A 19,994-nucleotide genomic window follows, 5' to 3' on the forward strand; every position below is an offset into this window, starting at 1 on the left:
GGCTTTGCGAGAAGTAGGTCCAGAACACTGCACTGGCACGCCCCTCACCTGGGGCGGGTGAGCAGTTGGCCGGGTTTGCGCACTTCAGCGATGAAGATGATTATCATGTGCACATGTCTCGACGCACCCCCGTGACCGTGCTGTCCGGTTTCCTCGGTTCTGGCAAGACCACGTTGCTCAACCACGTGCTGTCCAACCGCGAGGGACGGCGGGTGGCGGTGATCGTCAACGACATGAGTGAGATCAACATCGATGCCGCGCTGGTAGCGGGCCAGGGCAGCCTCGACCGCACCGAGGAGCGGCTGGTCGAGCTGACCAACGGCTGTATTTGCTGCACGTTGCGCGAAGACCTGCTCGGCAGCGTCGGTGAGCTGGCGCGCTCGGGCCGGTTCGACACGATCCTGATCGAGTCCACTGGGATCTCGGAGCCGATGCCGGTGGCCGCCACGTTCGACTGGACCTTCGAAGACGGCACGAGCCTGTCCGACCACGCCCAGCTCGACACCATGGTGACGGTCGTGGACGCGGCCGGATTCCTGCGCGAGCTGACCATCGGCGACCAGCTGGCCGAACGCGACCTGGCCGCAGCCGAGGAGGACGAGCGCACGATCTCGGACCTGCTCGTCGACCAGGTCGAGTTCGCGGATCTCCTGGTGGTGAACAAGACCGACCTGGTCACCGCGGAGCAGCTCGCGACGCTCGACGCGGTGCTGCGCAGGCTCAACCCCGTCGCCCGGTTGCTGCACACACGGCAGGGTGTCGTCGACCTCGCCGAGGTGCTCGACACCGGGCGCTACGACCCGATCACCGCCGCGCAGTCTCCCGGCTGGGCCCAGGAACTGGCGGGGACCGGTCATGTTCCGGAGACCGAGGAGTACGGCATCCGCTCGGTCGCCTTCCGCGCGTCGCGGCCGTTCCACCCCGCTCGGCTGATGGCGGCGCTGGCCGACTGGGACGGTGTGTTGCGCAGCAAGGGCTTCTGCCACATCGCCAGCCGTCCCGAGGTTCTCGCGGTGTGGTCGCAGGCCGGCCCGAACCTCACCTTCGAGCCGGGGCAGCTGCTCGACACCCCGCAAGGGCGACAGGAACTGGTCTTCATCGGTGTCGGTCTCGATCTCGACGAACCGCGCCGCCGTTTGGAGCCCGCGTTGCTCACGGACGACGAGTTCGCGGCCGGGCCGGAGCACTGGCGCACGCTCGAGGACCCGCTGCCGGAGTGGGACCTCGCTGACCTGCACGAGCACGCCTGATGACCGGCCCGTCGACCGGCGATCCCGCCGCGGCGGAGGCGGTGTTCGCTCCGGCAGAGCTCGCGCTTCTGGACTCGTTGCCGATTACCGGTGTGGTGGCGGATGTAGGACCCGGATCCGGGACGAGCACGATTCGTCTGGCTGAAGGCGCTGCACGAGTCTATGCCGTGGACAGCGACGAGATGATGCTCGCGATGGTCCGCGAACGCGCCGAACGAGCGGGACTCGGTGATCGGGTGCGCACGGTGCTGCACGATCTCGACGACGGGCCCGTTCCGCTGCCGGAAGCCGTGTCGTTGATCTGGTCCGGTGCATGCGTGCACCACGCGTTGTCTTGGCAGGAAGCGGTGTCCGGACTGACCGGGCTGCTCGGATCGGGTGGTGTGCTCGCGCTCGGCGAGGGAGGTTTGCCTGCGCGGTGCCTGCCGTGGGACGTCGGTGTGGGCAGGCCCGGTCTGGAAGCCAGGCTGGACGCCGCGCACAACGAGTGGTTCACGGTGTGGTTCGAGGGCAGGCCCGGTCTGGAAGCCAGGCTGGACGCCGCGCACAACGAGTGGTTCACGGTGTGGTTCGAGGGCAGGCCCGGTGTCGTGCGCGACGCTCGCGGATGGCCGGAGTTGCTGAGGACCGCCGGGCTCGAGCAGGTCACCAGTCGCTCTGTTCTGCTGGACCTGCCCGCTCCGCTCAGTTCCGGCGCACAGGAGGTCGTGCTCGCGGAACTGGCCGCGCGAGTCGCGCGGGCGCAGGCCTTCTTGGGCGAGGATGACCTGGCCGCGTGGGGCGTTCTGCTGGACCGCACGTCGCCGGACTGGCTGGGGGATCGCGGTGATCTGGCGCTGCTCACCGCCAGGACTGTCCACATGGGAACGAAGCGAGGGGTTCATGGCTGACGATCGGCAGACCGAGATCCGCGGCGCGTTCGACGCCGCGGCAGCGGACTTCACCGCACTGGGACGGCACCTGTGGGAGCCGATCGGCACCACGGCGGTCGCCGTCGCCGATCCGAAGCCGGGCGAGCGTGTCCTCGACGCCTGCTGCGGCACCGGTGCCTCGGCGATCCCGGCCGCGAGGTTGGTCGGGACGACCGGACACGTCGATGCCGTGGACGTGTCCGGCCCGATGATCGACGAGCTGCGCCGACTGTCGGCCGGTCTGCCTCAGCTGCACGCACACCAGGCGGACGTGACGACGTGGCCGGGAGAGGGGTACGACCTCGTGCAGTCGGCCCTCGGCATCTTCTTCTTCCCCGACATGACCGTCGGGACCGACCACCTGATCAGCCGGGTCCGGCCCGGTGGGCGAGCGGTGTTCACGATCTGGCGCGGTGGGTCGATGGCGGCTGCGGGCCGCCATCTCGGCCTCGCCGTCGCCGAGGTCACGAACACGCCGGTGCCGGCGCCACGGCCGCCTCATCTGATCGACCGGATCAACCAGGAAGACCCCTACGCGGCCTGGTTGGGTGAGCGCGGTCTGGTCGACGTCGAGGTGACCACGAACGAGATGACGCTGACGATGACCCCGGAGGTGGCGTGGCTGGTGATCGTCGGGTCCGGCTTCCGGGGAGCGCTGACGAAGGTGCCCGCGGATCTGGTGGAAGCCGTGCGGGACCGCTATCTGGCGTCGCTGCGCGACGAGGGCGTGGCAGAGCTCGACGCCACCACGTTGATCGGCAGCGGGCACCGCGTGGCGTGACCTGCGACTCGCACGCTAGATGCAAATGATTGTCATGAGCTACCGTCGCCGTGCTCAACGCTCTCACGACGACAGGAAGCCTCATGCACCACCGCGCACCCTTGGCCGCCGCCGGCCTGACCGCCGTCTCGGTCCTCCTCGCCGGATGTTTCGCCTCCGGTGCGGGAGAGACGGCTGGTTCGTCCGGTGAGGCCAGGATCAAGCTGGCCATGATGCAGCCGCCGCGGTCGGGTCTGTCGCCGTTCAGCGACGACGCGTTCAAGCTGTCCCGCTGGTCGACCGCGGAGACCTTGGTGACGCTGGACGGCAACGGGGACGCTCGCCCTGGTCTCGCCACCGAGTGGCGGCGCACCTCTGACACCGCCTGGGAGTTCACCATCCGGCCGGGAGTGAGCTTCCACGACGGCAGCACCCTGACCGCCGCGGCCGCCGTGAACACGCTCACCAGGGCGACGAAGGCGGTGCCCAAGCCGCGGATCCTCGACGGCGTCGCACTGACGGCCTCGGTGGCGGGGGAGAAGCTGGTCGTCGCCACGGGAACGCCGGATCCGCTGCTGCCGCAGCGGCTGTCGTCACCTCAGCTGTCCATTCTGGCCGAGAGCGCGTACGCCGCGGACGGCAAGGCCAACCCGGTCGGTACCGGCAGCGGGCCGTTCAGACTGGTGAGCGTGGGCGGGACCACGAGCGCGACCCTCGACCGCCACGACGGCTACTGGGGGGAGAAGGCGAAGGCCGCGGGGATCGACGTGTCGTTCGTGCCGGACGGCACCGCGCGTGCGGCCGCCATCCGCAGCGGCGAGGCGCACATCGCCGAAGCGGTTCCCGTCTCGCAGGCTGCGCTGCTCGATCCGCAGACCATCAGCGAGGTGCCGATGCCACGCACCAACACGCTGTACCTCAACACCAAGTCAGGTCCATTCGCCGATCCGGCGGTACGGGCGGCCGTGCGCGAGACGGTCAACCGGGGCCAGCTCGTCAGCGGCGTCTACGAGAACCGCGCCGACGTCGCCAAGGGACTGCTGGGGCCCGCGCTGCCGTGGACCGTGCAGGCGCGACAGGAGATCACCGGCCGTGTCGCCGCCGGCCGGCCGAACGGCGCCACGATCACGCTGGCGACCTTCACCGACCGCGCCGAACTGCCCGAGGTCGCCTCGATCGTCCAGCAACAGCTCCAGGACGCCGGGTTCACGGTGAACCAGGTCGTGCGCGAGTACGCCCACGTCGAACAGGACATGCTGGCAGGCAAGTTCGACGCGTTCATCCTGTCCAGGGCCACCGTGCTGGACTCGGGCGACCCGGTCGCGTACCTGAAGTCGGACTTCACCTGCGACGGCTCCTTCAACATCGCGCAACTGTGCGACGAGAAGGTCGACCAGGCTGTGCGCAAGGCCGAGGCCGCGGAGGCCGGCGACCAGCGCCGTGCGGCGATCCTGGAGGCCGAGGCGGCCGTGCTACGCACCGACGCCGCCATCCCGATGCTCCACGAGCGCGTGATCCAAGGCGACGCCACCTCGATTGCTGGCTCCGTGAAGGACCCGCGAGAGCGGGCGCTCATCACCGCTGCCACGCAAGTGAAGTGAAGGCGGAACCAAAGCGCGGACGCGCGGGAGTCGTGCTCTCACGCCTCGGCGCGCTCGCGCTGATCACCGTCGTCGTCGGGCTCCTGCCCTGGCTGTCCGGCCGTGACCCGGCGCTGTCGGTGCTGCGGGCGCGGTCAGCCGAGCAGGAGCCGACCCCGGAGGCACTCGACGCCGTACGCCGCCAGCTCGGGCTCGACGCCGGGCCCGTCGGCGTGTTCACCGGCTGGGTGTCCGGCCTGCTGCGCGCAGACCTCGGCCGTTCCTGGACCAGCGGTGCCGAGGTGCTGCCGGCCGTGCTGTCCGGCCTCGGCGTTTCCCTCACGCTGATGTGCGCGGCGGTAGTCGTCGCATTCGTCGTGGCATCAGCGTTGTGCCTGCGGAATTTGATGCGCGGTGCTCGTGGCGAGGCCACCGGAGCGCTCGGTGCCGCGGGTGCGGCGCTCGCCGCACTGCCCGAATTCCTGCTCGCGGCCGTGCTGCTGGTGACCTTCTCGGTATGGCTGGGCTGGTTCCCGCCGTACGGCTGGCAAGGCCCACAACACCTGGTCCTACCGGCGCTCGCCCTCGGCATTCCCGCGGGGGCCGTGCTGGGCACGTTGTTCGCCGACGCCCTACCCGCAGTGTTCAGAGAACCGTGGGTCCACGTCTGGCGGTCCTGGGGTTGCGGCCGATCGGTTCTCGTCCGAGGCGTCCTGCAGCGCGCTCTACCACCGTTGTTGCCCCAGGCGGGGCTGGTGATCGTCGGTCTGACCGGCGGCGCAGTGGCGGTGGAGGCGGTCTTCGCGGTTCCCGGCATCGGCAGGACGGCACTGGGCGCGGCGCGTGCGCAGGACGTGCCGATGTTGCAGGGATGCGTGCTCGCGCTCGTGTTGCTGGGTCTCGCGGCCGGTGCGGTCGTCGGCGTGGTCCGCCGCCACATGCTGGGGCCCGCGCTGCGCGACGCCTCCCTGTCGTTGCCCGCGGTCGTTCGATGGACACCTCACCGGTGGCACATCGCGGTTCCCGTGACGAGCTTTGTGATCACGGCGTTGATGATCGGGTGGGGCCTGTTCCGCGATCCCCTGCGGATCGACACCGCGGCACGGCTCGCGGCGCCGAGCTGGGCCCATCCGCTGGGGACGGACGGACTCGGCCGCGACGTTCTGGCACGGGTCGCGCATGGCGCACCGGCGACGATCGGTGTGGCCGTCGCGGTGTGCGTGTGTTCCTACGTCGCTGCCGTGGCCATCGGTTTCCTTCCCGATGTCGCGCGAGGAACGGCGGAAGCGGCGAACGCCATGCCGCCCGTGATCGCCGGGATCCTCGTGGCCGCGGTGCTGGGACCCGGCACGCTCGGAGCGTCGCTCGCCGTCGCGTTGGTCTCGTGGCCGACCCTGGCCGCACATGCCGCCGCGCTCGTGGAACAAACGCGCGCCTCGACCCACATCTCCGCGCATCGAGCACTCGGTGCGACTCCGTCGCGGATCGAACTCCGCCACGTTCTGCCCGCTGTCGCGGGCCCGGTCGCCCGCAACGCCGTCCTCCGCCTGCCCGGCATCGCGCTGGCTCTGGCCTCGCTGGGCTTCCTCGGTCTCGGCACCCAGCCGCCCGCACCGGAGTGGGGCCTGATGCTGGCCGAGTCGCTGCCCTATGTCGAACGAGCGCCGTTCGCGGCTTTGAGCCCTGCCATGATGCTGTTGCTCGTCGCTGTGTTCAGCATGTCGTTGTCGGCCTTGCTCTCCTCGGGGCTCGCCCTTCGTCCTGGGCGGAACACCTTCTCATGACCTCCAGGCCCGCCTGCTCAGCAGTCGCATCCCGTTGAGCGCGACCAGCACGGTCGAGCCCTCGTGCCCGGCGACGCCGAGCGGGAGCGGCAACGTGCCGAACAGGTCCCACGCGGACAGCACCACGATGAACGCGCCGGCGATGGCGAGGTTGGCGATCACGACCCTCCTCGCCCGGCGGGCCAGCGCGACCAGTGCCGGTACGACGGTCAGATCGTCACCGACGACCACGGCGTCGGCGGTGTCCACGGTCAGCGCGGATCCTCTGTGCCCCATGGCGATGCCGCTGTGTGCTGTCGCGAGCGCAGGCGCGTCGTTCACGCCGTCCCCTACGAACAAGACTCTGCCGCCCAGTTCGCCGACCGCCCGCACCTTGTCCTGCGGAAGCAGTTCGGCGCGCACGTCGGTGATGCCGACCGCCTCCGCGACGCGCTGTGCGGCCGAGTGGTTGTCTCCTGTCAGGAGCACCGCGCTTCGTCCGGTGAGGACGGTGAGATCGCGGACGGCGAGGGCGCTGGACGGACGGAGCCGGTCGGCCAGTTCGATGACACCGATCTGGTGCTGGTCCACGGTGACGACGACCGCTGTGTTGCCGTTCGGTGCGGAGTCGGCTCGGTGCACGGAAACGGTGCGCTGCGCAACGCGTGCCGTCACGCCGACACCGGGCGTGGCCCGGAAATCCGCAGCGGGTGGCACGACCAGCTCGCGTTGCCGTGCGGCTTCGGCTATCGCGCGGCCGATCGGGTGCTCGCTGAACTGCTCGGCTGCCGCAGCCAGCGCGAGCACCTCGTCCTGCTTCTCGTCGGTGGTGATGCCGACGACCTGCGGCATGCCTTCGGTGAGTGTGCCGGTCTTGTCCAACGCCACCGTGTCCACTGTGCTCAGTTGTTCCATCGCCACGGCGGATTTCACCAGAACACCGCGCTTTCCGGCGTTGGCGATGGCGGCCAGCAACGGCGGCATGGTGGCGAGCACCAAGGCGCACGGCGAGGCGACGATCATGAAGGTCATCGCCCGGAGCAACGTCGGCTCCAGCGCCGCGCCGAACAACAAAGGCACCGCGAACAGCGCGAGGGTCACGGCCACCATGCCGAGTGAGTAGCGCTGCTCGACCTTCTCGATGAACAGTTGTGTCTTCGCCTTGGTGGCAGATGCCTGCTCGACCATCGCCACGATGCGGGCGATCACCGTGTCCCTGGCCGCGCGAGTGATCTGCACGCGGAGTCCGCCGGTGCCGTTGAGCGACCCCGCGAACACCTCCGAACCGGGTTCCTTCGGCACGGGCAGCGACTCGCCGGTGATCGACGCCTGGTCGGCCTCGCTGCGGCCGTCGACGACCACGCCGTCCCCGCTGATCCGTTCACCCGGCCGCACGAGGATCTCGTCGCCGATCCGCAGCGTCGTCGCATCCACCTCCTGTTCGCGGTTCCCCGGCAGCAGAAGGGTGGCGCGCTGCGGCGCGAGGTCGAGCAGCCCGCGTACCGAGTCGGCCGTCCTCTGGGTGAGCACGGCCTCCAGCGCGCCCGAGGTGGCGAAGATGACGATCAGCAGGCCACCGTCGACGACCTGGCCGATCGCGGCCGCGCCGATCGCGGCGACGATCATCAGCAGGTCGACGTCGAGCGTCCGCTCGCGCAGCGCCCTGAGCCCGGCGAGCGCGGGCTCCCAGCCGCCGGTCGCGTAGCAGCCGAGCAGCAAGACCCACCAGCTCCACGACGGCCCTCCGGCGAGCTTGGTCGCGAGCCCGGCGAGGAACAGGGCGGTGGCTACGGCCGCCCAGCGGACCTCATCGATCGCGAAGACGGACCGGTGCCGGAGATGTGGTGTGTGGTGCGGCGCGTTCACGGCAAGCGTCGAAGTCACGGAAGCACCATACAGGAACATCTGAAGACCTCTTCATGTGTTCACTGAGTAGGATGCTGCCATGGGTCACGGAGTCGATGGCAGGGCCACACCGCCGGCGCAGCTGGACGCGGAGTCGGCGGCGACGGTGGCCGCCACCCTTCAGGCCCTCGCGACGCCGAGCCGTCTGCGCATCCTGACCCGCCTGCGTCACGGCGCCTGCCCGGTCGGCGAGCTGGCGGAGGCCGTGGAGATGGAACAGTCCGCGGTATCCCACCAGCTGCGACTGCTGCGCGCGCTCGGCCTGGTGACCGGTACGCGCCAGGGGCGCAGTGTGGTTTACAGCCTGTACGACAACCACGTCGCGATGCTGCTCGATGAAGCCGTCTACCACATCGAACACCTCGGCCTCGGCGCCACCGACGACGTCGACACCGCCTGAGCGGGCCGGGGATGGACCGATGCGACCACCCCCGACCGTCAGGTCATCTCGGGTCGGCCGTCACGGCCAGGACCGGGATCGGGATCTCGAAGTGCACGGTCTGGTTGCGGTCCGGGTCGCCATCGCGGGCGTCGCAGACCTCTTTCGCGACCGAGCGCCAGAACCCCTCCGCCCCGGCGATGCGGGTGTCGGTGTGCAGGTAGATCTGTTCGTAGCCGGGGGTTTCGGCGACGAACCCGACTGCGGCGTCGACCAGGGCGCGTGCCAGACCACGGCGCCGGTGCTCGGCCCGGACGTACACGCGGAAGAGCTGTGCCGTCTGGTCACCGGAGTAGCGCTCGGCGATCCACGCCGGGTGGGGCGGGCTCGCCGGCCCCTGCGCCCGCACGGCCGTGGTGCCCACGACCTCGTCGCCGCACACCGCGACGAACAACGCGTGCCGCGGAGTCTCCAGGTACGTCGCGGCGAGGTCGATCACGTCGGCGTGCCACTGGGGGCTGTAGCCGTGTCCGAACTCGCGGTAGAAGGTGTCCAGCATGACGCTGCGGGCTCCGGGCAGGTCGGCGTGAGTCGCCAACCGCACCTCGTAGGATCCCGCTGCTTGGTGGTGCGTGTTCACTTCATCCTCTCTTTTGCGCCGTCCAGGGTCGTTGCGACCGGACCGTCCATGACGACGCGTCCTTCGTGGAGCACGACCACCTGGTCGGCGAGGCGGGCCACGACGTCGAGGTCGTGGCTGATCAGCACGAGCGCGCACGGCACGCTCGCGAGCAGGTCGAGCAACCCGGCGCGGGTCACCGCGTCCAGGCCCGAGGTGATCTCGTCGCACACGAGGACCTCGGGTTCGGCGAGCAGGGCCCGCACGAGCGCGGCCCTTTGGAGCTCTCCGCCGGACAGGTCGCGCGGCCTGCGCAGCACCGTCTCCTCGTCCAGGCCGACACGGCTCAAGGCGGCCAACGCCGTCGACCGGGCCTCAGCGGGACGCACGCCGCGCAGCCGCACCGCCGTCCGGGCGACCTGGTCCAGCACGGAGCGGTGCTCGTCGAACGAGCCCCGCGCGTCCTGGAAGACGTACTGGACGGCGGCGAGTGCGGCCCGCGACCGGCGGCGCAACGACCGGGCGAGTGGCCGGTCGTGGAGGAGCACCTCGCCGGTGGCCTGCTGGTGCAGACCGGCCAGGCTTCGGCCCAAGGTGGTCTTGCCGCTGCCGGACCGGCCGACGACCGCCAGGCGTTCACCGACGTCCAGGTCCACGTCGTGCAGGACGGTGGTGTTGCGGTACCGGGCGGTCAGGCCGCGCACCCGCAGGCGAGGTTCCCGATCGGGGACCTCCGCGAACACCTGCGGCGTGGCGTCGAGCAGCGCGCGGGTGTAGTCCTCGCGAGGATCGGTCAGGAGTTCGTGCGCGGTCCCGGCTTCGACGACGCGACCCGCTCGCAGCACCACGATCTCGTCGGCGAGCGCTCGCACCACTTCCACGTCGTGGGTCAGCAGCACCAGCGCGACGCCTTGTGCGACGACCGCGGCGAGCTCGCTGACGACCTCGGCGCGGGTCAGGGCGTCCTGCCCGGTGGTGGGTTCGTCGGCCACCAGTACCGCCGGGTCACCCACCAGCGCCTGGGCCAGCACGACGCGCTGCTGCTGGCCTCCGGAGAGCTGGTGGGGGTAGCGGCGCAGCAGGTCGGCCGGCACGCGCGCCCGGCGCAGGGCCGTCTCGACCAGCTCGCCGGGGTCACCCTCGTGGAGTGCGGCGATCTCGCGGAAGACTGCGTCCAGGCGGCGCACCGGGTTCAGCGCGGACGCGGGTTGCTGCGGCACGAACCCGACGCGCCCGTGCACCTCGACGTGTCCGCTCACCGACACACCGGAGCCGTGTTCGCCGAGCAGGGCGAGACCGGTGGTGGTCTTACCGCTGCCCGAGGCGCCGACCAGGGCGAGCACCCGGCCGGCGGACAGCGCGAAGCTGACGCTGTCGAGCAGCACGTGCCCGTCCACCTCGGCACGCAGGTCCTCGACGTGCACGACCGGGCTCACGTGCGCACCTTCCTCAGAGCGCGGTCGAACACGAGGTTCAATCCGACGGACAACGCGACGATCAGCAGTGCGGGCACCACCACGGTCAACGGCTGCAGGAACAACCCACCTCGATTGCGGTCCACCATCACGGCCCAGTCCGCCGCGTCGGGCGGCACGCCGACACCGAGGAAGCTGGCCGATGCCACCAGGTACAGCGCCGCCGTGAGCCGGACACCCACGTCGGCGGCGAGTGTGCGCAGCATCGACCGTCCTGTGTAGACGATCGAAGTCCGCCACCACGACTCGCCCTGCATGCGCATCGCCTCCAGGGCGGGTCGTCCGGAGATCTCGAGTGCCGCCGCCCGCGAGAGGCGGGCCACGTCGGGGAAGTTGACGAGGGTGACCACACCGATGAGCACCGGGAGGCCTTGCCCGGCGATGGCGGCCACGAGGATCAGCACCAGCAGCGACGGCACCGCAAGCAGCACGTCGAGCGGCCGCATCAGCACCTCGTCGACCAACCGCAGCCGCGCCGTGGCCGCGAGCACGCCGTAGGGCACACCGGCGAGGTAGGAGAGCACGGTCGCGATCAACGCCACCAGCACGACCGTCTGGCCACCCGCGAGCACCTGGTACCAGGCATCGCGGCCCACGAAGTCGGTGCCGAGCGGACCCAGCGGCAGGAAAGGCGCGCTGCGGGTCTGCTGGTCCGGCACGAACAGCGGTCCCAGCAACGCCAGGGCCAACGGCACCGCGATCAGCAGCCCGCCGATGCCTGCCCGCTTCACGCGACCACCTCCGCGCGCGGAGCGAGCCGGAACGCCACCAGGTCGGCCAGCAGGTTCACGGCCACCGTGGTGACGGCGAAGACCACGGCCAGGCCCTGCACGACCGGGAGGTCGCGGGCGGCCACGGAGTCCACCAGGACGGTGCCGAGCCCGGGGATGACGAACACCGCTTCGACGACGATCACGCCGCCCAGCAACCAGTCCGTGGTCCGCGCGACCTGCTGCACGGCCGGTGCCAGTGCGTTGGGCAGCGCGTGGGCGAACCGCACCCGCGTCTCGCCGATCCCGAGGCGGCGGGCATGGCGCACGTAGTCGGACGCCAGCGCGTCCACCATGCCCGCACGGACCAGGCGGCTGATCGAGCAGATCGGCCGGGCCAGCAGCACCACCAGCGGCAGCACGAGCACCGCGGGCTGGGCGAACAGGTCGGCGCCCACCGCCGTCGGTGGGAGCCAGGCCAGCTGCACGCCGAACACCGCGATCAGCACCACGGCGAGCGCGAACTCGGGGATCGAGTGCAGCGCCACGGTGATCGACGTCAACGCCCGGTCCAGCAGGCTGCCTTCGCGCAACGCGGCCAGCACACCGACCAGTACCGAGATCGGGACCAGCAGCACCAGGGTCAGCGCCGCCAGCGCGACGGTCGGGCCGATCCCGCTGAACAGGAAGTCCGCGACCGGTCGGCCTGACACCAGGGACACGCCGAAGTCCAGCTGGGGCAGCCCGACGAGCCACTGCGCGAACCGTTCGAACGTCGGCCGGTCCAGGCCCATGGCCGCGCGGATCTGGGCGATCCGCGCGGGGTCGGGGTTGTCCCCGGCCAAGGCCACCGCCGCGTCTCCCGGCAGGGCCTCGACCAGGAAGAACACGAGCGTGACCACGGCGAGCACCTGCACCAGCCCGAGCGCGGCGCGCCGGGCCGTGTAGGAAGCGAGACTCACCCCAGCCACACCTTGTCGAAGCGGGCCCAGTCGAGCGTGTTGGCGGGTGCGGTGGAGATGCCGCCGACGTTCGGCTTCGCGCCGACGATCCAGTCGGCGAAGCCCCACATCAGGTAGCCGCCCTCGGCGTGCAGCACGCGCTGCATCTCTCGGTACGCCTCGGTGCGCGCGGCCGGGTCCGAAGTGGACACCGCCTTCTCGTAGAGCGCGTCGAACTCGGGCCGCGCCCACTTGGTCACGTTGGTGCCCGAGCCGCTGAGCAGGCGCTGCGCGACATGGGTCTCGATGGGCATGGCGCCGGAACGGAAGCTCGACAGCGAGCCGTTCTTCAAGGTGTCAGCCCAGTAGCTGTCCTTGTTGCCCTGCACCACCTCGATCGTCAGACCGGACCCCTTGGCCTGGTCCGCGAACACCGTGGCCGCCTCGACCATGCCAGCCGCGGCTGTAGAGGTGTCGAGCTTGACCGTCAGGCCTTCGGCGCCGGCCTTGCGGATCAGGAACTTCGCCTTGTCCAGATCGCGCTGCCGCTGCGGGAGATCACCGGCGTAATGCTGGTAGTCCTTGCCGAACAGGTCGTTGCCGACCTGTCCGCTGCCCGCGAGCACCGACTCCACCAGCTGAGGGCGGTCGGCGAGCAGGAACATCGCTTCTCGCAGGTCGCGGTTGTCGAACGGCGCCCGGTCCACCTTCATGGCGAACGCCTGCACGGCACTGTTGGGCGAGCGGTGGATCGTCATGCGGTCGCCGGAGGCGTTGCTGCGCGCCGTGGTCGGCGTGAGGTCGTGGGCGTACTCGACCTGACCGCCGAGCAACGCGTTGGTGCGCGCGGACTCCTCGTTGGCGATCACGAACTCGAGCTCGTCGAGCAGCGGTGCGCCCTCCCAGTAGTCGGGGTTGCGCTTGAGCAGGACGGACCTGCCCGGCTCGAACGACACGAAGCTGAACGCCCCCGAGCCGACAGGCTTGGTGAAGTCGTCGGCGCCCTCGGGCACGATGTAGGCGCCGAACGCCGCGAGGGCGTTGGGGAACTCGCCGAACGGCCGCTTCAGCGCGAACTCCACGGTGCGGTCGTCGACCGCGCGGCTGTTGGCCAGGTCGATCAGCGCGAGGCTCGACTTGGCGCGGAACGCGCGGTTCGGGTCGAGGATGCGCGCGTAGCTGGCGAGCACGTCCTGAGCCCGCACCGGTCTGCCGTCGTGGAACGTCGCCTGGCGCAGGCTGATCCGCCAGCGCGTCAGGTCTGCGTCCGGCTCCCACTTCTCCGCCAGTCGCGGTTGCGGCGACACGTCGTTGCCGAGGTCGGCGAGCTTGTCGAACATCGCCTTGGACCGCGCGGCTTCGACGAACAGGTTGGCCAGGTGGGGGTCGAGGACCTCCTTGGCGCCGCCACCGGCGAACGCGGCGCGAAGCCTGCCGCCGGTGCGCGGCGTGGAGGAGGCGGAGGTCGCACCGCTGCCGCACCCCGCGAGGGTGACGACCGCCAGACCGGAGGTGAGGCCGAGGAAACCGCGGCGGTTCAGGGACATGCTGGTTCCTTTCACTGGCACCCGCCTCGGCGGAGGCGGGCCACGACGTGGAGGCGGTCGCCGGACAGCTCGCCGCTCAGCGGGGCGTCGGCGGTCCAGGGTTGATCGGTGCGCGGGCCGGGGGAGTCGAACAGGGCGAGCACGTCGAACCCGGCGAGGTCGAGCAGGTGGCGCAGTTCCTGGGGGAACAGCAGGCGCCAGGCCGATCGCTGCACGAGCGGTTCGGTGCGCTCCGCCCACTCCCAGGTGCGCCGACGGCGCAGCAGTTGGGCGGCGTGGTCGATCCACAGTTCGGTGTGCGACGTGTACTCCGTGCCCCGCCACGTGACCGAACGGGTGCGCACACCATCGAGGAGTTCGGTGTTGCCCAGGAAGAACGCGCCGTTGCGCATCTCCGCCACGAACAATCCGCCGGGTAGCAGGTGCGCGCGGCACCGTTCCAGGAACACCGTGAGGTCGGCGTTGGTGTGGCAGTACAGCATCGCGCTGTCCAGGCAGGTGATGACGTCGAAGCGGCGATCGAGGTCGAAGGACCGCATGTCGGCCAACGCCACGTCGACGGCCGGGTGGTGCTCGCGGACGTGCGCGAGCATGTTCTCCGAGCTGTCCACCCCGGCGACGCGATAACCGTTGCGGGACAACCAGCCCGCGTCACGACCGGTGCCGCAACCGATGTCGAGCAGGTCCAGTCCGCCGCCGAACCGGGTGACCACGTCGTGCACGAACCTCGCCGCCACGTGCCCGGGGTCGGGGAACTGGTGTTCGTACAGCTCGGGGTTGTCGGTGAGCAGGTTCATCTGGCTACCTCCTGCTGCCGTGGCGTGAGGGCGCCGCGCCGGTGCAACCAGGCCACACCCGCGGCGCTGATGAGTCCGATCGCGACGCACAGCAGTGACGCGAGCCGGTCGCCGAACCCGCTCACCCACCCGATCGCGGTGTTGCCCAGCGCGGCCGCCAGCCCAGAGCCGAGGTAGAACACGCCGAAGTGCGTGCCGGCGAGGCTGGCCGGGCCGAACGACGGAATGAGGTCGTAGACCAGGGGATGCGCGATCATCACGCCGACCGCCAAAGCGAGCGTGGCCACCAGCACGGGCACGAGTCCGGACCACAGCGCGGGCGCGGCGAATCCCGCGCCCATGACGGCGAGACCCACGGCGATCACAGGACCCCGCGCATGATCGGAGACGAAGCGGGTGATGCGGACCTGGAACAGCAGCGTGACGATCGTGGACACGATGAACAGCGCGGCGACCACGCCCGCCCAGCCGGTCGCCTTCTGCGCCTGGATCGGCAGCAGCAGGTAGAGCTGGTTCTGCAGGACGAACATCCCGCTGAGCACGCAGGTGAACGCCACGAACCGGCGGTTCGACAGGCACTCGCGCCAGTCGCCGAGGATCGACCCGCCCTTGCGCGTGGCCGCCCGAGCGGGCAGCACGACGGCCTGTGCGATGGTCAGCGCCGCGAAGATCCCGGCCGCCACCACCGCGGAGACTCGGAAGTCCCACAGCAAGAGCACACTGCCGAGCACCGGTCCGCACAGCGCACCCGCCTGGGCGTAGACGTTGAACCGGGCGAACGCCTCGGTGCGCGCCTTTCCCGCCTCCAAAGCGATGTACGCGCGCACAGCGGGGTTGAACAGCGCCCCGGCCAGTCCACTGAGGACAGAGGCGGCCAGCACCACGGTGAGCGAGTCACCGATCGCGAACAACCCGAACCCCACCGCGCGCAGACCGCAGCCGAGGAGGATGGCGGTGCGCGGCCCGAGCCGGTCCGACACCGTTCCTCCCACCAGGAACAGGCCCTGCTGGCTCAGCGTGCGGACGCCGAGCACCACGCCGATCACCGCGGCGGACATGCCGAGGCTGCCCAGGTGCGTGGCGAGGTAGGGGATGAGCAGGTAGAAGCCGGTGTTGACGGCGAACTGGTTGACCAGCAGCAGCCGCACCGGCAGTGCGAACCGGGTCATGGCCGCACCACGCCCAGTCCTGGTGCTCCTGACAGCCGCAGGGTGCCGTCCTCTCCGCCGATGCCCGACCACGGGTCGTGGGCGAGCAGCAGGTGCCCGTCCAGGTCAGCCCAGCGAGCGTGCCCGGCGAGGTGGACGGCGGGCGCGATGCCCAGTGAACTGGCCACCAGGCAGCCGAGCATCACATCGAGGCCGCCGTCGCGAGCGGCCGAGACGATGTCCAGCGCCGGCCTCAGACCGCCGCACTTGGCGAGCTTGATGTTGATGCCGTCCACCGCGCCCGTGAGCTTCCGGACATCGGCGGCGGTGGAGGCGTCCTCGTCGGCGATCAGCGGTGCCGGGCACCGTTCGTGGACCCAGGCCAGTGCGTCCGGGGTACCGGGAGGAATCGGCTGCTCCACAGCGTCGAGCACGACACCGTCGTCGGTGAGGCGCTCCACGACGCGCACCGTCTCGTCCGGGCTCCAGCCGCCGTTGGGGTCGAGCACCAGCCGCGCGTCCGGCGCGGCGGCCCTGACCGCGACCGCGGTGGCCACGTCCCGCTCCGGGTCGGCTCCCGCCTTGATCTTGAGCAGGGAGAATCCGCGCTCGGTCAGTGCGGCTGCCTGGACTGCGGCGTCGTCCGGCGTGGTGATGCCGATCGTGAAGGCGGTCGGGGTGTCATGCCATTCCCTGGTACCGAGGAGGACGTGTGCCGGCACGTTCTGACGAAGGCCCAGCAGGTCGTGCAACGCCGCGTCGACCGCGGCACGCACGCCGGCGGGGATCGTCTCGTCCGCGTGCAGGTCGTCGAGGGCGGTCTCGGGGGAGTCCGCGTCGGCGAGGACCGGCCGCAGCCGGTTCAGCCGGGACGCGATCGCCTGCGCGTCGAGCTGGTAGTAGGTGCTGGTCACCACTTCGCCGTGGCCGTGCTGCCCGTCGTGTTCGACGATGACCCGTACGGCGTCACGTCGTGACATCACCGACCTGGAGATGCGCAGGGGTGTGCTCAGTTCGAGGCCGTAGACCTCCCAATCGACCTTCATGCGAGCACCACCGCCCTCGGTGCGACGACCGACCGGCACCGCGTCCAGCCCGTCGCCTCGACCCGGTGCGGATCTCCGATCTCCACCGGCCGGTCGGCGGCCGCCCCGAGCAGTCCGCGAGCAGTGCAGAAGTCGTCGTCGAAGATCGTGCCGAGGTAGCGGTGCGGGCCGTCGGGGAAGATCGTCGCGACCACCGCGCCCGGCTCGACCCTGGCGGCCCAGGCGGCGACCAGTGCGACCGCGCCGCTGCTCCAGCCACCGGTGACGAAGGCGTCACGGGCGAGTCTGCGGCAGGCGTCGACCACCTCCACCGGGCCCAGCCAGTGCACCTCGTCGAACTCGGTGTAGGCGACGTTGCGGGGGTGGATGCTGCTGCCCAGGCCGCGCATCACCCTGGCCCGCGCGGGTTGCCCGAAGATCGTGGAGCCGACGGTGTCCACGCCGATCAGCCGCACACCGGGCCAGTACCGGCGCAGTTCCCGGGCCACACCGGCGCTGTGCCCGCCGGTGCCCACGCTGCAGACCAGCACGTCGACCGGGTCCAGCTGCTCCACGAGCTCCCTCGCCAGCCCGACGTAGCCCTTCGGGTTGTCGGGGTTGTTGTACTGGTCGGGCCAGTAGGCGTCGGGGAACTCGCGCAGCACGGCTTGGAGCCGGTTGAGGCGGGCCTGTTGCCAGCCGCCCACCGGGTGCGGCCGGTCCACCACCTCCAGCCGCGCCCCGTGCGCCCGCAGCAGCGCGCGCATCGACGGCTCCAGTTCGCTGTCCACCACCAGGACGACCGGGTGACCGAACACCTGGCAGGCGAACGCGAGGCCGAGGCCGAGCGTGCCGCTGGTGGACTCCACGACGACGGCGCCAGGGCGCAGCTCGCCGCGCTCGCGAGCGGCACGGAGCATCGACACGGCCGGCCGGGCTTTCATCCCGCCGGCGCTCAGGCATTCGAGCTTCGCCCAGAACCCGCTGTGCCGGTGGGGCAGCGGCGTGGTGATGCGGGTGACCGGGCTCTGGCCGAGCAGGTCGAGCAGGTGCCGGTTCTGACGCGGGATCATCACGACGGGCGCTCCGTGTAGTGGTGGATCGTCGTGGGACCGCCGTCGAGCCAGAAGAACGGATACGGCTCAGCCGAGACGGCCCGCACTCCACTGCCGATGAACCACGGCAGGACCGCGGCGGCCGTCTGCGCGAACAGGACCATCGGCGTGCTCGCTGTGACAGCGCGCGACAGCAGCGGTTCGAACGTGCCGTTGCCGACTGTCATCCCCGAGGCGAGCACGAGGTCGCAGCCGTCGAGCGCGCTCTCCGCCTCGGTGGTGATCGGCTCGTCCCACTCGGTCCGGCCGCCCTTGAGATCGCACGCCACGTAGGTCGCGCCTCGTTCGCGCAGGTGGTGCAGCAGCGAGTTGACCACGCCGACCACCAGCACCCGGTCACCCGGCGCCGGATCGAGCAGGTCGACCACGGCTGCGGCGCGGGCCATGGACTTGGTGAGGGAGCTGCCGGGGCCGATCGTGACCGACTTGGTTGCGGACAGATGGTGCGGCCGGACGTGCGCCAGATAGGCGTCGAGCGCGGCGGTGCGTAGGGCCGGGTTCGGGTGGCCGAGCAGCTCGAGCACGGTCGAACCGACACAGCCGTGCACGTCGTCGTCGGCGACGTCCTCCACCGCGCAGGACCCGACCGCGTCTTCCACGCGGAGGCTGACCACGGTGTTGCGGTAGGACTGCCCGCGCGTGGCGTGCCGGGCTCCCTGCCTGGTGGTGAACCCGACGCTCACGGTGCACGACGCGGGATCAGGGCCCAGCCCGCCACTTCGGACGAGCTCGACGAGGTCGGCGAGGGTCACGCGGGCACCTCGGCGTAGTCGACGGACAGACCACCGACGAGCTGCTCGGCACGTGCGCGTGCGCCGAGACCGGCCGAGTCGGTCACCACGACGTGGCCGAGGTAGCTGTTGTTGCTGGTCGGGTCACCTGCGCGGTGACCGGGCCGCTTGACGGTCCAGTCCACCACCTCGGGGGCGGCGTCGAGCGCCTCGGCGCCGCGGACGGCGGACACCAGACCAGAGCGCGGCGGCAGCAGGAAGGAGATCGCGGCGCTGCGCACACCGGTGTCCGCAGGACGTGGATCCGGCTGTTCGCCCACTGCGAGCTGGGCGTAGGCGGCGGGCAGGTCGATGCCGGTGACTCGCCGGACGAGCTCCGTGATCTGGTTGCCCGCGGGGCGGGGGTTGACCTCGACGAGCTTCGGGCCGTCAGTCGTCAGCTTGACCTCGGTGTGCGCGACACCGCGGTCCAGGCCTAGAGCTTCGATGGCCGCGACGGCGACGGCCTCGGCGTCATCGGTGGGAAGATCGGCGGGGAACATGTGCCCGCTCTCCACGAACCACGGATCGCCCGCGACGCTCTTGTCGGTGACACCGACGACGTGCGTCGTGCCGTCCACGGTGACGGTCTCCACGCTCACCTCGGGTCCGGTCAGCAGCTCCTCCACCAGCACGGTCCGCACCCTGGGCTGGTTGCGTGCGTTGACCGGGAACGCCTCCATCGCGGCGAACGCCTCGCGCAGCTCCGACTCGTCGGTCACCTTGCGCACGTACATGCCGGCACACAGGTCGACCGGCTTGACCACCAGCGGATAACCCAGTTCGGCTGCCGCCTTGGCGAGTGCCGGCCAGTCCTCGGCCAGGGCGAAGCGCGGACCCGGTACGCCAGCGTCGCTCAGCGTGGTCCGGGTGAGGTCCTTGCGACACGCCCGTTCCACCGCGTCCGGGTCGGGACCGGGAAGGCCCAGGTGCGCGGCGACGCGCGCGGTGGCCGGGAGGTAGTAGTCGCACGAGGAGATCACGCCGTCGAAACGCAGGACAGCGTGCAGGCGCTCGACGTGGTCGAGCAGGGTGGGCACGTCGTTGGTCTCCGCGGTGAGCACGTTGTCCGCGGCCAGCAACGGATGCGGGTGCGCGGGGGCAGCGCGCAGGTAGTGGTGCAGATCGCGGGTCATGAAGGTGAAGCGGTGCCCTGACTCGTTGATCGCCCTGGGCAACAGCGAGCTCATCGCGCCGACCCAGCTCTCGATCATCAACAGGTGAGCCACAAGTCCTCCTCCCCGCCGCGACCCCCGCGGCGGAATTGAGGAACATGGTAATCATTATCGATCCGTGGTC

At 70.6% G+C, this 19,994-nt stretch carries 18 protein-coding genes; 6 read left to right on the forward strand and 12 right to left on the reverse strand.

Annotated elements, in window-relative coordinates; translation table 11 throughout:
* The first annotated feature begins 113 nt into the window (after nucleotides 1-113).
* The 5 genes from IEY88_RS14170 to IEY88_RS14190 all read left to right on the forward strand — a co-directional run bounded on the left by IEY88_RS14170 (nucleotide 114) and on the right by IEY88_RS14190 (nucleotide 6,285).
* Nucleotides 114-1,250 (forward strand): GTP-binding protein, encoded by a 1,137-nt coding sequence (locus tag IEY88_RS14170; protein ID WP_189155150.1) that lies wholly within the window; start codon nucleotides 114-116, stop codon nucleotides 1,248-1,250.
* The gene (locus tag IEY88_RS14175) at nucleotides 1,250-2,140 is read left to right on the forward strand and encodes a class I SAM-dependent methyltransferase (protein WP_189155151.1); all 891 of its coding nucleotides are present in this window, start codon (nucleotides 1,250-1,252) and stop codon (nucleotides 2,138-2,140) included. Before IEY88_RS14170 ends, IEY88_RS14175 begins: the two co-directional genes overlap by 1 nt.
* Nucleotides 2,133-2,942 (forward strand): class I SAM-dependent methyltransferase, encoded by an 810-nt coding sequence (locus tag IEY88_RS14180; RefSeq protein WP_189155152.1) that lies wholly within the window; start codon nucleotides 2,133-2,135, stop codon nucleotides 2,940-2,942. Before IEY88_RS14175 ends, IEY88_RS14180 begins: the two co-directional genes overlap by 8 nt.
* Before the next feature lie 83 nt (nucleotides 2,943-3,025).
* Complete coding sequence (locus tag IEY88_RS14185; RefSeq protein ID WP_189155153.1) at nucleotides 3,026-4,522, forward strand: ABC transporter substrate-binding protein; 1,497 nt, start codon at nucleotides 3,026-3,028, stop codon at nucleotides 4,520-4,522.
* The gene (locus IEY88_RS14190) at nucleotides 4,519-6,285 is read left to right on the forward strand and encodes an ABC transporter permease subunit (protein WP_189155154.1); all 1,767 of its coding nucleotides are present in this window, start codon (nucleotides 4,519-4,521) and stop codon (nucleotides 6,283-6,285) included. Before IEY88_RS14185 ends, IEY88_RS14190 begins: the two co-directional genes overlap by 4 nt.
* On the opposite strand, the gene IEY88_RS14195 is transcribed toward IEY88_RS14190, so the two are convergent.
* Nucleotides 6,280-8,169 (reverse strand): heavy metal translocating P-type ATPase, encoded by a 1,890-nt coding sequence (locus IEY88_RS14195; RefSeq protein WP_189155155.1) that lies wholly within the window; start codon nucleotides 8,167-8,169, stop codon nucleotides 6,280-6,282. The two genes, IEY88_RS14190 and IEY88_RS14195, sit on opposite strands and share 6 nt — an antisense overlap.
* A gap of 40 nt (nucleotides 8,170-8,209) precedes the next feature.
* On the opposite strand from IEY88_RS14195, the gene IEY88_RS14200 reads away from it, so the two are divergent.
* Nucleotides 8,210-8,569 (forward strand): ArsR/SmtB family transcription factor, encoded by a 360-nt coding sequence (locus tag IEY88_RS14200; protein ID WP_189155156.1) that lies wholly within the window; start codon nucleotides 8,210-8,212, stop codon nucleotides 8,567-8,569.
* Between the two features lie 43 nt (nucleotides 8,570-8,612).
* On the opposite strand, the gene IEY88_RS14205 is transcribed toward IEY88_RS14200, so the two are convergent.
* The 11 genes from IEY88_RS14205 to IEY88_RS14255 are packed head-to-tail and all read right to left on the reverse strand — an operon-like array spanning nucleotide 8,613 to nucleotide 19,924.
* Nucleotides 8,613-9,152, reverse strand: a complete 540-nt coding sequence (locus tag IEY88_RS14205; protein WP_229693367.1) for a GNAT family N-acetyltransferase — start codon at nucleotides 9,150-9,152, stop codon at nucleotides 8,613-8,615.
* 32 nt (nucleotides 9,153-9,184) lie between these two features.
* Nucleotides 9,185-10,603 (reverse strand): ABC transporter ATP-binding protein, encoded by a 1,419-nt coding sequence (locus IEY88_RS14210; protein ID WP_189155157.1) that lies wholly within the window; start codon nucleotides 10,601-10,603, stop codon nucleotides 9,185-9,187.
* Nucleotides 10,600-11,373 carry an ABC transporter permease gene (locus tag IEY88_RS14215; protein WP_189155158.1) on the reverse strand — a complete coding sequence of 258 codons (774 nt, stop codon included), beginning with the start codon at nucleotides 11,371-11,373 and terminating at the stop codon, nucleotides 10,600-10,602. Before IEY88_RS14215 ends, IEY88_RS14210 begins: the two co-directional genes overlap by 4 nt.
* On the reverse strand, nucleotides 11,370-12,314 hold the full coding sequence (locus IEY88_RS14220) for an ABC transporter permease (protein ID WP_229693368.1): 945 nt from the start codon (nucleotides 12,312-12,314) through the stop codon (nucleotides 11,370-11,372). Before IEY88_RS14220 ends, IEY88_RS14215 begins: the two co-directional genes overlap by 4 nt.
* Nucleotides 12,311-13,840: an ABC transporter substrate-binding protein gene (locus IEY88_RS14225; protein ID WP_189155160.1), complete on the reverse strand. Its 1,530-nt coding sequence runs from the start codon at nucleotides 13,838-13,840 to the stop codon at nucleotides 12,311-12,313. The genes IEY88_RS14220 and IEY88_RS14225 overlap by 4 nt, the downstream gene beginning before the upstream one ends.
* Nucleotides 13,841-13,851: 11 nt before the next feature.
* Nucleotides 13,852-14,637, reverse strand: coding sequence for a class I SAM-dependent methyltransferase (locus IEY88_RS14230; protein ID WP_189155161.1), 786 nt, complete (start codon nucleotides 14,635-14,637; stop codon nucleotides 13,852-13,854).
* Entirely contained in the window at nucleotides 14,634-15,806 is a 1,173-nt protein-coding gene (locus tag IEY88_RS14235) for an MFS transporter (protein WP_189155162.1), read from the reverse strand. The genes IEY88_RS14230 and IEY88_RS14235 overlap by 4 nt, the downstream gene beginning before the upstream one ends.
* Nucleotides 15,803-16,831 (reverse strand): dipeptide epimerase, encoded by a 1,029-nt coding sequence (locus IEY88_RS14240; protein ID WP_189155163.1) that lies wholly within the window; start codon nucleotides 16,829-16,831, stop codon nucleotides 15,803-15,805. The genes IEY88_RS14235 and IEY88_RS14240 overlap by 4 nt, the downstream gene beginning before the upstream one ends.
* Nucleotides 16,828-17,883, reverse strand: coding sequence for a PLP-dependent cysteine synthase family protein (locus IEY88_RS14245; RefSeq protein WP_189155433.1), 1,056 nt, complete (start codon nucleotides 17,881-17,883; stop codon nucleotides 16,828-16,830). Before IEY88_RS14245 ends, IEY88_RS14240 begins: the two co-directional genes overlap by 4 nt.
* Nucleotides 17,883-18,677, reverse strand: coding sequence for a Rossmann-like domain-containing protein (locus IEY88_RS14250; RefSeq protein WP_189155164.1), 795 nt, complete (start codon nucleotides 18,675-18,677; stop codon nucleotides 17,883-17,885). Before IEY88_RS14250 ends, IEY88_RS14245 begins: the two co-directional genes overlap by 1 nt.
* Nucleotides 18,674-19,924: an ATP-grasp domain-containing protein gene (locus tag IEY88_RS14255; RefSeq protein ID WP_189155165.1), complete on the reverse strand. Its 1,251-nt coding sequence runs from the start codon at nucleotides 19,922-19,924 to the stop codon at nucleotides 18,674-18,676. The genes IEY88_RS14250 and IEY88_RS14255 overlap by 4 nt, the downstream gene beginning before the upstream one ends.
* Nucleotides 19,925-19,994: the final 70 nt, after the last annotated feature.

The organism is Lentzea pudingi, assembly GCF_014646255.1.
GTDB classification, from domain to species: domain Bacteria; phylum Actinomycetota; class Actinomycetes; order Mycobacteriales; family Pseudonocardiaceae; genus Lentzea; species Lentzea pudingi.